Annotated in this window: 12 protein-coding genes; 5 read left to right on the top strand and 7 right to left on the bottom strand. The window is 63.6% G+C overall.

Annotation, left to right across the window (positions count from 1 at the left end; genetic code table 11):
* The first annotated feature begins 2 nt into the window (after positions 1–2).
* From ACW9H9_RS13515 to bcsQ, 3 genes are all read left to right on the top strand, one after another.
* On the top strand, positions 3–1,418 hold the full coding sequence (locus ACW9H9_RS13515; protein ID WP_457343698.1) for an MBOAT family O-acyltransferase: 1,416 nt from the start codon (positions 3–5) through the stop codon (positions 1,416–1,418).
* A 12-nt stretch (positions 1,419–1,430) separates the two neighbouring features.
* Positions 1,431–2,555 carry an alginate O-acetyltransferase AlgX-related protein gene (locus tag ACW9H9_RS13520; RefSeq protein WP_457343699.1) on the top strand — a complete coding sequence of 375 codons (1,125 nt, stop codon included), beginning with the start codon at positions 1,431–1,433 and terminating at the stop codon, positions 2,553–2,555.
* 175 nt (positions 2,556–2,730) lie between these two features.
* Positions 2,731–3,552 carry a cellulose biosynthesis protein BcsQ gene (gene bcsQ, locus ACW9H9_RS13525; RefSeq protein ID WP_457343700.1) on the top strand — a complete coding sequence of 274 codons (822 nt, stop codon included), beginning with the start codon at positions 2,731–2,733 and terminating at the stop codon, positions 3,550–3,552.
* Between the two features lie 241 nt (positions 3,553–3,793).
* Here bcsQ and ACW9H9_RS13530 read toward each other — a convergent pair whose 3' ends face one another.
* From ACW9H9_RS13530 to ACW9H9_RS13550, 5 genes are all read right to left on the bottom strand, one after another.
* Positions 3,794–4,987, bottom strand: coding sequence for a methyltransferase (locus tag ACW9H9_RS13530; RefSeq protein WP_457343702.1), 1,194 nt, complete (start codon positions 4,985–4,987; stop codon positions 3,794–3,796).
* Positions 4,968–5,657 carry an ABC transporter permease gene (locus ACW9H9_RS13535; RefSeq protein WP_457343703.1) on the bottom strand — a complete coding sequence of 230 codons (690 nt, stop codon included), beginning with the start codon at positions 5,655–5,657 and terminating at the stop codon, positions 4,968–4,970. Before ACW9H9_RS13535 ends, ACW9H9_RS13530 begins: the two co-directional genes overlap by 20 nt.
* The gene (locus ACW9H9_RS13540; protein WP_457343704.1) at positions 5,657–6,349 is read right to left on the bottom strand and encodes an ABC transporter permease; all 693 of its coding nucleotides are present in this window, start codon (positions 6,347–6,349) and stop codon (positions 5,657–5,659) included. Before ACW9H9_RS13540 ends, ACW9H9_RS13535 begins: the two co-directional genes overlap by 1 nt.
* A gap of 73 nt (positions 6,350–6,422) precedes the next feature.
* Entirely contained in the window at positions 6,423–7,175 is a 753-nt protein-coding gene (locus tag ACW9H9_RS13545) for a transporter substrate-binding domain-containing protein (RefSeq protein ID WP_457343705.1), read from the bottom strand.
* A 13-nt stretch (positions 7,176–7,188) separates the two neighbouring features.
* A complete protein-coding gene (locus ACW9H9_RS13550; protein WP_457343706.1) occupies positions 7,189–7,962 on the bottom strand; it encodes an ABC transporter ATP-binding protein in 774 nt (257 codons plus the stop codon).
* 554 nt (positions 7,963–8,516) lie between these two features.
* Here ACW9H9_RS13550 and gabP point away from each other — a divergent pair.
* On the top strand, positions 8,517–9,908 hold the full coding sequence (gene gabP, locus ACW9H9_RS13555) for a GABA permease (RefSeq protein WP_457343707.1): 1,392 nt from the start codon (positions 8,517–8,519) through the stop codon (positions 9,906–9,908).
* A 48-nt stretch (positions 9,909–9,956) separates the two neighbouring features.
* On the opposite strand, the gene ACW9H9_RS13560 is transcribed toward gabP, so the two are convergent.
* Both ACW9H9_RS13560 and ACW9H9_RS13565 read right to left on the bottom strand, forming a co-directional pair.
* Positions 9,957–10,367 carry a hypothetical protein gene (locus ACW9H9_RS13560; RefSeq protein ID WP_457343708.1) on the bottom strand — a complete coding sequence of 137 codons (411 nt, stop codon included), beginning with the start codon at positions 10,365–10,367 and terminating at the stop codon, positions 9,957–9,959.
* A gap of 70 nt (positions 10,368–10,437) precedes the next feature.
* Positions 10,438–11,358 (bottom strand): alpha/beta hydrolase family protein, encoded by a 921-nt coding sequence (locus ACW9H9_RS13565; RefSeq protein ID WP_457343709.1) that lies wholly within the window; start codon positions 11,356–11,358, stop codon positions 10,438–10,440.
* Between the two features lie 172 nt (positions 11,359–11,530).
* Between ACW9H9_RS13565 and ACW9H9_RS13570 the strand changes: the two genes are divergently transcribed.
* Complete coding sequence (locus tag ACW9H9_RS13570; protein ID WP_457343710.1) at positions 11,531–12,496, top strand: arsenic resistance protein; 966 nt, start codon at positions 11,531–11,533, stop codon at positions 12,494–12,496.
* Positions 12,497–12,537: the final 41 nt, after the last annotated feature.

The raw sequence follows: 12,537 nt of genomic DNA on the forward strand, positions 1-12,537 counted from the left end.
CCATGGTCTTTGCCTCGCTGGAATTTCTCACGCTGTTTTTGCCGGCCTTCCTGCTGATTTACGCACTGGCCCGCCCGGGCTGGCGCAACGTGATCCTGCTGGTGGGCAGCTGGCTGTTCTATGGCTGGCTGAGCCCGCTGTTTCTGAGCCTGCACATGGTGTTGACCGTGGTGGCGTGGGTCGGCGGGCTGCTGGTGGACCGGTCCCGTGAGGACGGCAAGGGCCGGGTGCGGCTGCTGGCCGCGCTGATCGTGTTCAACACCGGTGTGCTGTGTTGGTACAAGTACGCCAACATCGTTGCGGGCACCGTGAGCGAGGTGTTCACCTGGTACGGCGCGATGCCGCTGGAGTGGCAGCGCGTGGCGTTGCCTGCGGGGCTGTCGTTCATCGTGTTGCAGGCCATCTCTTACCTGGTGGACGTGCACCGCCACACCGTGCCGGTGGAGCGCAGTTTTATCCACTACGCCACCTACATCTCGATGTTCGGCCACTCGATTGCCGGGCCCATCATTCGTTATGACTGGGTGCGCCGCGAGCTCGAGCAGCGTTATTTCAACGCGACCCATTTTGCCTTGGGCGCCCGGCGCTTCATGATCGGCATGGCCATGAAAGTGCTGGTGGCCGACACCCTGTCGCCGCTGGTCGACATCGCCTTCCACCTGGACAACCCAAGCTTTATCGATGCCTGGCTCGGCTGCCTGGCGTATTCGCTGCAACTGTTTTTCGACTTTGCCGGCTACAGCGCCATGGCCATCGGCCTGGGCCTGATGCTGGGCTTTCACTTCCCGGAAAACTTCAACCGGCCGTACCTTGCCAGCAGCATCCAGGACTTCTGGCGGCGCTGGCACTTGTCGTTGTCCAGCTGGTTGCGCGACTACCTTTACATCGCCCTGGGCGGCAACCGTGACGGCGTGTGGCGCACCTATCGCAACCTGTTCTTGACCATGGCCATCGCGGGCTTGTGGCACGGCGGCGACAGCTGGAACTACCTGCTGTGGGGGGCGGCGCACGGCATTGCGTTGTGTGTGGACCGGGCCTGGTCGCGCTCAAGCCTGCCGGGTATCCCGCCGCTGTTGGCGCATGGGTTGACGCTGTTGTTCGTGTGCCTGGCGTGGACGCTGTTTCGGGCGCCGGACTTCCATTCGGCGCTGACGATGTACGCCGGCCAATTCGGCCTGCACGGCCTGGCCCTGGGCGATGCGTTGGCCGTGGCCTTGCGCCCGGCCCACGGCATGGCGGCGCTGCTGGGGCTGGTGTGCATTGTCGCGCCGCTCTGGCAGGTTCGCGTTGAGCGCAGCCTGGGCACTCGGCCCTGGTTTGTGCTGGGCGCCGCGCTGTGGCCGGTGGTGGGGTTTGTGCTGTCGTTCGCGCTGATTGCCAGCCGCGACGCGGTGCCGTTTCTGTACTTTCAGTTTTAAGAGAGCCCGACGATGCCTGCTCCTACCGCGCCGACGCCCCCGACTGAACTGGCCCTTCGCACCAGCCCCTTGGCGGGGTGGGTGCTGGTGCCTTTCCTGGCTGCGGGGCTGTTGTCCTGCGCCTGGCTGATGATCGTTGGCCCGGTGAGTGTTGTGCCGCAAACCGTCGATCGCGGCATGCTGCTGCACGGCGAAGTGACCCACCGTTTTGCCAAAGAGCTGGCCAAGGCGCCGATGGCGATCCAGGCGGCCAACCTTGAGCGCGGCGCCAGCTGGCTGGTGTTTGGCGACACCGGCCCGCGCGTGCGCCAGGGGTGCCCGGGCTGGTTGTTTCTGGCCGACGAGTTGACGCTGAACCGGCATGCACAAGACAACGCGCGCACCAAAGCCCAGGCGGTGATCGAGGTGCAACAGCAGCTCGCCAAAAAAGGCATCGACCTGCAAGTGCTGGTGGTGCCGGACAAGTCCCGCATCGCCGCCGCCGAGCGCTGCGGTGTGTACCGCCCGGGGGTGCTGGATGGGCGTATCGCGCAATGGAGCGGGCCGTTGCAGGCGGCCGGTGTCCAGGTGCTGGACCTCACCGACACCCTGCAACCGCTTGGCCCGCAGGCGTTCCTGCGCACCGACACGCACTGGAGCGAGCCGGGTGCGCAGGCGGGCGCGCAAGCGTTGGCGCAGCGCATTGCCCAGCGCGGCCTCACAGCCACGCCCCAACAGGCGTTCGGGTTGACCCACGCGCCGCTCGCGCCGCGCCCGGGTGACCTGGTGCGCCTGGCGGGCCTTGACTGGTTACCGGCCCGTTGGCAGCCGGTGGGCGAGTCGGTCGCGGCCAGCAGTGCCCATGAGCAGGGCCCGGCGACCAGCGACCCGAATGATCTGTTTGGCGATGCGGGCCTGCCCACCGTCGCGCTGATCGGCACCTCGTTTTCGCGCAACTCGAACTTTGTCGGCTTTTTGCAAAAAGCCCTGAACGCGCCGATCGGTAACTTCAGCAAGAACGGCGGCGAATTTTCCGGCGCGGCCAAGGCGTATTTCGACAGCCCGGCGTTTAAACAAACACCGCCCAAGCTGTTGATCTGGGAGATTCCGGAGCGGGATCTGCAGACGCCTTACGACCCGATAAGTGTTAGTCAGTAAATTGACTAAATACCGCCTGTCTAAAAGTATCTGTAGGTAAACATCAAAATAATGACACTTTCGCCCCGCTCCCACATGATGCGCAGACAAGGGCGCCCACAAAAAGACCTGCGGTAAGCAGCCGTACAGCTGATCTTTCACGTCTTTAAGCTGCGTCGTGAGGGGAGTGCAGGTAATGAGTCACGCTGATGAGCTGTTTGATCTGTTTGCCAGGGATGTGGCGGATGCACCGGCCACCCGCGCCAATGTGGTGGTGTTGGTGTCGGTCAATGGCGGGGTCGGCCGCAGTACGTTGGTCACCGCCCTGAGCAGCGGTTTGCAACGCCTGGGCCAGCCGGTGGTGGCGGTGGACCTGGACCCGCAAAACGCCCTGCACAATCACTTCGGCCTGGGCGCCGACTCGCCCGGCATCGGCCGCACCAGCCTGCGCAACCAGGCGTGGGACGCGATCCTGCACACCGGCTTCGGCGGGTGCCAGGTGATCCCCTTTGGCGACACCGACCTGCAACAACAGGAAAGCCTGCAACGCTGGCTCAAACAGGAGCCGCAGTGGCTGGCCAGGCACCTGGCGGGGCTGGACCTGAGCCCGCGGCACACGGTGATCATCGACACCCCGGCGGGCAACAACCCCTACCTGCACCAGGCGCTGAACGTGGCGGACGTGGTGCTGGTGATCGCTCGCACCGACGCCGCTTCGCTGGGCACATTGGCGCAGATGGAGCAGTTGCTGGCGCCGTACCTGGCGCGGGAAACCGCCCCCCGATGTCATCACGTCATCAACCAGTTGGACGAAACCTCTGGCTTCAGCCTGGACATGGCCCGGGTGTTCGAGAAACGCCTGGGTTCCAACTTGCTGGAAATGGTGCACAGCGACCCGGTCATCAGCGAGTCCCTGGCCTCCAGCAGCGACCCGCTGGACAACGAAGCGCGCAGCATGGCGTGTGACGATGTGCGCGAGTTGAGCCACCTGCTGCTGGACTCGCGCATGCTCACTTGAAGGGTCCGTTATGCCGCCAGTGGCGAGGGCTTATTCACAATCGGTTGGACGCGCAGGTCACTAAACGGTCATTTTGTGGAGCCGTTCTCATCACGCCGCAACTGCCTGTTTTGCGTGCACTTTATGCGCTGAACAAAAAATGATCAGCACGGCTTTTGGCCTGTAGTGCTTGCGGGCGCGGGCTACACCAATCTTTCATCAACAGAGTTATCCACAGGGCGGCGGGGCGGCAAAATGCCCTTTATTCGCGCTCGGCGAGCACCATCAGGTTGCGCGGCGTCAGCGGCGTGTCGCAAAAGGTGCCGACGCGCACGGTGTAGCCGTGTTCCCGCAAAAAGAGTGCACGGTCCAGCACCAGCCACATCTCCAGCGGGCGCCGAAACAGCCCACGCACCAGTTCCAGGTTTCGCACTTCGGCCAGGCGCTGCCAGCCCTGGGTTTCCAGCGCCGCCCACGGCTGTTCGCCTGTGGATAAACCCTTGAGCGCGGCCAGTTCGCGGCAATAGTCGGCGAAGGGTTTGTGCAGCCAGTGGGCGGGCAGTGACGGCGTGGGCAGGTACTCGTCGCAGTGGCGCAGTTGCCGTTGCAGCACATCGAACCCCAGCCGCCGGGCCATGGAGGTGTCCCGCTGCTGGCGCACGCGGGCGCCAGCGGTGACGGTTTCGCTCAGCGGCAACCCGAGGTCGTCCACCGACAATTGCAGCGCCGAGGCCCGGGCGGCGCCAGACAACGCTTGATAACGCTCGGCGTTGATGCGGTTGTAACAGCACGGCGCCACCGCCAGTTGAGTGCAGCCGGTGGCCGCGGCGAGTTGCAGCAGGCGTACGTGCAGGTCGCCGCAGGCGTGCAGGGCCACGGGGGTGTGGTCGGCGCGCAGGGGCACATCGGCCATCACGTCTTGCAGGCGATGGGTGACGGCCAACCCGTGGTGATCGCTCAAGGCCTGGCCTGCGGCGATCAGCGCCGGGTCGTGTTCCAGGCAGGTGAGGTGTTGGCCGGCTTGCAGCAGGCGGCGGCCGAGGTGGCCTTTGCCCGCGCACCAGTCCAGCCAGTGCTGGGGCGGCCGGGCAAAGTGCAGGGCGCTGCCGAACGCTTCGATCTGCTGCCATTTGCGCCCGGGCACGTCGACGTTCAGGCGATGGCGCGGCGGGGGCAATGGGTGTGCCGGTAACTTATCCACAGCACTGAGCGCGATGGCGTGCGCGGCCAGCTGTGGAAAAGGCGCGGGCGCTTGCAGGGCGTGGGGCTGGTTGTGGCTGGCTTCGGCCTGGGCCAGCGAGCGCTGGCGCAGCCATCGGGCAAGCTCGGGGTGCTGGGTTTCCCAGGGTAATTGCCGGTGGGTAAAGGGCCGTGGTCGCCACAGCCCCTGGTGCTCGGTGAGGAACGCGTCCAGTGCCTGGAAGCGTTCGGCGTAGTCAGCGCCCCTGGCAGGCATCGACGCGCAGCCAGCGTTCGAGCAACTTGAACGCACGCACCAGCACAAACGACATCAACAGGTAGAACAGCCCGGCGGCGAAGAAGATCTCTACCGGCAGGTAGGTGCGGGCGATGATCGTGCGGGCCATGCCGGTCAGTTCCAGCAGCGTCACCGTACTGGCCAGGGCGCTGGCCTTGAGCATCAGGATCACTTCGTTGCTGTAGGCCGGCAGGCCGATGCGCGCCGCACGCGGCAGGATGATATAGAACAGCGCCTTGGGCTTGGACATGCCCAGCGCCCGCGCCGCTTCGATTTCACCGGGCGGGATGGCTTGAATCGCGCCGCGCAGGATCTCGGCGATGTAGGCGGCGGTGTGCAGGGTCATGGTGGCGGTGGCACACCAGAACGGGTCGCGCAGGTACGGCCACAGCGTGCTTTCGCGTACGGCATCGAATTGCGCCAGGCCGTAATAGACCAGAAACAACTGCACCAGCAGCGGCGTGCCCCGAAAGAAAAAGATGTAGCAATAAGGCAGGGTGCGCACGTACCACAGGCGCGATGAGCGCGCGATGCCCAGCGGAATCGCCAGCAACAGGCCGGCAATGACGGCGATGGCCACCAGCTCCAGGGTGAGCGTGGCGCCCTGGGCCAGTTTGGGCAGCCATTTGATGATCACTTCCCAGTTCATTACACGCCCCTCGCAAAGCCGCGGGCGGCACGTTTTTCCAGGAAGTACATGCCGATCATCGACAGCACGGTGAGGCCCAGGTACATGAACGCAGCCACCATGTAAAAGGTGAACGGCTGCTTGCTGACGTTCACGCCGTTCTGGGCGTGACGCATGATTTCTTCCAGGCCGATCACCGACACCAGTGCGGTGTCCTTCATCAAGATCATGAACAGGTTGCCCAGGCCCGGCAGGGCGATGCGCCACATCTGCGGCATGATCAGCCGGGTGAAGATACGCACTTTGGACAAGCCCAGTGCCACGCCCGCTTCACGGTGGCCTTTGGGAATGGCCAGGATCGCGCCGCGAAACACTTCCGTGGCATAGGCGCCAAAGCACAGGCCCAAGGCAATGACGCCCGCGGCAAAGGCGTTGAGGGAGAGGTCGGGGTTGCCGAAAAACTCGCCCACGACACGCATCAGGTTGACCGTGCCGAAATAAATCAGGAGCACCCACAGCAGTTCCGGAATCCCGCGAACCAGGGTCGAATACGTGCCGCCAAGCCATTGCAGCGGCTTGTAGGGGGAAGTCTTGGCCAATGCGCCCGCAAGGCCGAGCACCAGGCCCAGGCACAGGGCGCAGAGGGCGAGCTTGACGGTCATCAGCGCGCCCGCGGCGAGCGCCGGGCCGAATCCGTAGAGGTCGAGAGTCATGGTTTAGTCATATCGCCAGGCAAAGCTTGAGGCCTGCGCGCTCAGGCGAGCGCGCAGGCCAGGCGGTTCAGGATCATTCGATGCTGAAAGGGAAGTACTTGTCGTTGATCTTCTTGTAGGTGCCGTCGGCCTTGATTTCTTTGAGGGCCACGTTGAGTTTCTCGCGAATCGGGTCGCCTTTACGCACGGCGATGCCGATCTTGTCGCTGTCTACGACAGGCTCGCCCTTGAACTCGTATTTGGAGCCGTCGGCGCTCTTGAGCCATTCGTACTGCACGTATTTGTCGGCGAGGATCGCGTCCAGGCGGCCGGCGAGCAGGTCCAGGTAGGCGTTTTCCTGGGTGTCGTAGAGCTTGATGGTGATGTCGCTGCCCAGCTCGTCTTCCAGGTAGGTGCCGGCCAGGGTCGCACGCTGGGCGCCGATGATCTTGCCCTTGAGGTAGGCCTTGTCGGTCTTGAAGTCGGCGGTGGCCTTGGGTGCGATGAACTGCAGTTTGTTGGAGTAGTACGGGTCGGTGAAGTCCACCGCTTGCTTGCGCTCGTCGGTGATCGACATCGAGGAGATCAGGAAGTCGAACTTCTTGGCGGTGAGGGCCGGGATGATGCCGTCCCAGTCGGAGACGTACACCTTGCAGTCCACTTTCATCTTGGCGCACAGGGCGTCGCCGATGTCCTTGTCAAAGCCGACCACGTTGCCGCTGGCGTCTTTATTGTTGAAGGGCGGGTAGGCCGCTTCGATCCCCATGGTCAGGGTTTCAGCCATGGCCGTGGCGCTGAAGGCCAGGGAGGCGGCAGCTGCCAGAAGGACTTTCTTATAGTTGCGCATGCGGGTTGCTCCGTTAGCGGTTGCTGGACATGAATTGTTTGCAGCGCGCCGAAAGCGGGTTTTCAAACACCTGCTGTGGCGATCCTTGCTCTTCGACCAGGCCCTGGTGCAGGAAAACCACTTCGCTGGACACCTGACGGGCAAAGCCCATTTCGTGGGTGACCAGCAGCATGGTGCGGCCTTCTTCGGCCAGTGCGCGGATCACATTAAGTACTTCCTGGACCATTTCCGGGTCAAGGGCCGAGGTGGGCTCGTCAAACAGGATGACCTTGGGTTGCATGGCCAGGGTGCGCGCGATGGCGGCCCGCTGTTGTTGGCCGCCGGACAATTGCGCGGGGTAGGCGTGGCGCTTGTCGGCGATGCCGACCTTGGCCAGCAGGGCTTCGGCCACTTCGGTGGCTTCGGCCTTGCTCTGGCCGAGCACGCGGCGGGGGGCCTCGATGATGTTGTCGAGGATGCTCATGTGCGGCCACAGGTTAAAGTTTTGAAACACAAAACCGATTTCGCTGCGCAGGCGGTTGATCTGCTTGCCGTCGGCGGCCATCAGCTCGCCGTTTTTGGCGGCCTTGAGCTTGAGCTCTTCGCCCGCCACCAGGATCTGGCCCTGATGGGGGTTTTCCAGCAGGTTGATGCACCGCAGGAAGGTGGACTTGCCGGAACCCGAGGAACCCAGGATCGAGATCACATCGCCGTCGCGGGCGGTCAGCGAGATGCCTTTGAGCACCTCCAGCTCACCATAGCGTTTATGCAAGTTGCGGATTTCAAGCGCGGGCGTGGCCTGGGCCATGTGCGGTCCTCATTGTGCTCTGTGCAGTCCTGCTTATTGGGCTGCCTTCCTGGCGAGGCGCCAAGCTAGCATAGCGTTCGGATGACAGCCAACCACGCGCCCGACGCTAAACAGTCGGTGTATGACAGGGTGTCGCATCGGTACAGCGGCGTGTCGCGCCATCAACAACCGAACAGCCGTTTGAACCCGAAAGGGCGCAGGTGTCGCGTAAAAAAGGGCGCGATGGTGCCACCTTTGGCCGGGGGTTGGAAGGGTTAAACGGGCAAACGGTGCTTATCAGCACTCTAATGGTGCGTCACGCGCTTTTTTGTGTGTTTCTGGTGCGCTAATTCGTCTTTGCGGTGGGTCGCACGGTAACGCTATAGCGGAATGCCATTGTTCTCAATGACTTGCGATAACAGTCAGCCTTCTCTGTAGGCCGCGTCGGAAAAGGCCTTGCAACATTTTGGCGCAATTTTTGCGTCAATAATAAAGAACGCCCCGTTGGATTCTTTTCACGAGAAAGACTGCAGGCCGGGCGGACCGTTTTCGCAAATCCTCGCAAAGGTGTGTCAATGAGTAGTACGCAAAGCTCCAATGAGCTCGAACAGGGGCTCAAACCGCGTCACGTCACCATGTTGTCGATTGCCGGCGTTATCGGTGCCGGTCTGTTTGTGGGCTCCGGCCACGCGATCGCCGCTGCCGGGCCTGCCGTACTGCTGGCTTACGCCGCCGCCGGTACGCTGGTGGTGCTGGTGATGCGCATGCTGGCCGAAATGGCGGTGGCCTCGCCGGATACCGGTTCGTTTTCTACTTATGCCGACCGGGCGATCGGTCACTGGGCCGGTTTCACCATCGGCTGGCTGTACTGGTGGTTCTGGGTGCTGGTGATTCCGCTGGAGGCCAACGCCGCCGCGACCATCCTCAATGCGTGGTTCCCGAGCGTTGCGATCTGGGTGTTTACCCTGTTCATCACCCTGTTGCTGACCGCGACCAACCTGTTCAGTGTGAAGAACTACGGCGAGTTCGAGTTCTGGTTCGCGTTGATCAAGGTGGTGGCGATCGTCGGGTTCGTGATCCTGGGCTTGCTGGCGATCTTCGGCCTGCTGCCGGGCAGCCAGGTCAGCGGTGTGTCGCACCTGTTCGACACCCAGGGCTTTTTGCCGAACGGTATGGGCGCGGTGCTGGCGGCGATCCTGACCACCATGTTTTCCTTCATGGGCACCGAGATTGTGACCATCGCGGCCGCCGAATCGAAAAACCCGGGCCAGCAGATTTCCAAGGCCACCAACTCGGTGATCTGGCGGATCGGCCTGTTCTACCTGGTGTCGATCTTTATCGTGGTGTCGCTGGTGCCGTGGAATGACCCGATGCTGGCGGCGGTGGGTTCCTACCAGACCGTGCTGGAACGCATGGGCATCCCCAATGCCAAGATGATCGTCGACGTGGTGGTGTTGGTGGCGGTGACCAGTTGCCTGAACTCGGCGCTGTACACCGCCTCGCGCATGCTGTTCTCTCTGGGCCGTCGTGGCGATGCTCCGGCCGTGGCCAAGCGCATCAACAAAAGCGGCACGCCGCATTGGGCGGTGATGCTGTCCACGGGCGCGGCCTTCCTGGCGGTGTTTGCCAACTACGTGGCCCCGGCGGCGGTGTTTGAATTCCTGCTGGCCAGCTCCGGCGCCATTGCCTTGCTGGTGTACCTGGTGATTGCGGTGTCGCAACTGCGCATGCGCCAGAAACGCACGGCGGCGGGCGAGAAGATCGCCTTCAAGATGTGGCTGTTCCCGGGCCTGACCTATGCGGTGATGGTGTTCATCGTCGGCACGCTGACCATCATGCTGTTCCAGGAAGCGCACCGCGTGGAAATCATCGCCACCGGGATCCTGAGCATTCTGGTGATCGTGGCGGGGCTGGTGGTGTCGAGCCGCCGCAAGGCCCAGAAAATCGGGGCGGCGGTGCTCAACTGACGGCGCAGGCCCGCTCCCACTGTGGGGGCGGGCTTGCCCGCGATGGGCTCACGGGCTTTCTGTGAGGGCCTGGGAGGCGGCGACGTAGTCGGCCTGGAATTGCGGCGATTCAATCCATGCCAGCGCCGCCGCTTCATCTTCGGTGTCGGTCACCCACTGCCGATACTCGAGCAGCGCCGCCACGATAAAGTCGGTGGCGTGCTCTTCGCCTTCCTGTTCCAGCACCAGCGCCAGCAACGGGTGCGACAGGAAAGCCATGCACAGGGCTTGCTGGCTGGTGTCGCCAGCGGTGCGCATTTGGACGAACAGTTCGGTCAAGTCCACCGATTCAAGGTCGATCCGCGTGTCGTCGCCTTCAAAGGCGTCCTGCTTGGGCGCGCCTGCGCGTTGAGTGCGGTTTTGCTTGGCCTTGGTCTTGGCCCGTTGGGCGCGTTTTTGCTGCTTGTTCGGCGAGGCCATGGGCTCACGTCCTTCGGTGTGGATCGGGGTGGGGTATTGAAACGCAGGTTGTACAAAACCCCAAGGCTTTCTAGCGTTGCGCCACCACACGGTGCCCGGGTGTCGCGGCGGCGAGCTCGCCCGATTGCAGCCATTGCAGTGCAATGGGCCACAGCCGGTCTTGATACGGGCTGCGAAAAAACGCGAAATGCCCCACTGTTTTTTCGCCGATGTCCTGCGGGGCGATCCTCAGGTGGGTGCGCTCGCTGCCGGTGAAGTACTTCAGCAAACGCTCGATGGCCGCCTCGGTGCCAAACGGGTCGTCGGTGAGGCTGATCGCCAGTAACTGCGCGTGTACCCGCGAAAACGGCAGCGCCCCCAGGGCTTGCCCGCTCGGGCGGTGTTCATAACCTGGCGTGGGCGTGCTCCAGTCGCGCACCACGCCTGCGGGCGTGTCTTCCAGCCAGCCCAGGCGTTTACCGGGAAAGTAGCCGCACAGGGCGGTGATCAGCGGCATCACCAGGTGCCATTTGACGAACATGCGCCAGCGGCAACTCGCCTGGTAATCGCGCCAGTAGGCGAACTGCGCGCCCACCGTGACCACCCGCCGGATCACCGCGCCCGACGCCCCAAGCCCCGCCGCACAGCCACCAAAGCTGTGGGCGACCACATCAATCGGTTGCCCCGGGTGTTCGCGTTGCGCCCGTTGCAGCATGGCTTCAAAATCCAGCGTGCCCCAATCGGACCACGACGCCTTGAACCCCCGTAGCGACCCTGTGCGGGATTCGCCGATGCCCCGGTAGTCGTAGGTGATGACGTCCAGCCCCTGTGCGAACAGGTAGTCGGCAAAGCGCGAATAGTGCTGGCAGCGGACCGAGGTGGCGGCGTTGATGATCACCACGGGGCGGTCCAGGTCGGTTCTGATGTGGCGCCAGCTGAAACCGCCGATCAGGTAGCCGTCGGCGGCGGGCTCACGAAAAGCGTGGGGGGCAGGGCGGGTGGGCAGGTTCATGGGCAGGCTCGGTCCATGCGCTTTCGGTGGGGCCGTCACGGCCCGTGCGCAGTTTTATAGGACGTTGACGCTAACAAATTCGGCCCGCCACGGCGCGCAGATTTTTCCGGCGCTCGACCTTCGCGCCACAGATGCATAGGCTTGCGCCTTTGCGCCCGATCAGAGCAGCCCCATGACCCGCGACACCCTCGAGCAAAACCAGATCCCGGTGTATTTCGTCGCCGTGCTGTGCGCGGCGGCCTTTGGCCTGCTGGCGCCGTCGGTGGCACCTGGCCTCGGCGCCTGGGTGACCCCGGCGATTGGCGCGTTGATGTACGCGATGTTTTTGCAAATCCCGTTTCTGGACCTGCGCCACGGCCTTGGCAACAAGGGCTTCATGGCGGCGTTGCTGCTGGCCAATTTCATTTTGATTCCGTTGCTGGTCTGGGCGCTGAGCCGCAGCCTGGTGGCGCACCCGGCGATTTTGGTGGGCGCGTTGCTGGTGTTGCTGACCCCCTGCATCGACTATGTGGTGGTGTTTACCCACATCGGCAAAGGCGACTCGCGGCTGATGTTGGCGGCGACGCCGGTATTGTTATTGCTGCAACTGCTGCTGTTGCCGGTGTACCTGGGCGTGATGCTAGGGGAGCAATGGCAGGGCCTGGTGCGGGTGGGGCCGTTTGTCGAGGCGTTCGTAGGGTTGATCGTGGCACCGCTGGTGCTGGCGGTGCTGACCACGTCCTTGTCGCGGCGCTCACGGGGGGCCAGGGCATGGTGTGACGCGTGGGCCTGGTTGCCCGTGCCGGCCATGGCGCTGGTGTTGGTGGTGGTGATCGGCTCGCAGATCTCGACGGTGGTGCGTGATCTCGACCGGTTGGTGCCGGTGGTTGCGGTGTACCTGGGTTTTGCGCTGCTGGCGCCGCTGTTGGGGGCCTTGGCGGCCCGGCTGTTCAGGCAGCCCTCGACGCGTGCGCGGGCGGTGACGTTCAGCGCCTGCACGCGCAATTCGCTGGTGGTGTTGCCGCTGGCGCTGGCCTTGCCCGAAGAGATCCGTGGGCTTGCGGCGGCGGCGGTGATCCTGCAAACCCTGATGGAATTGGTGGCTGAACTGGTCTATGTCCGCCTGATCCCCAGGCTAGTCTGGCCCGCTGATCGCTAGAGCGGCGAATGTTCGGCTTTGTTCAGGCGTCATTCAGGCAG

The organism is Pseudomonas sp. SDO5215_S409 (assembly GCF_054071325.1).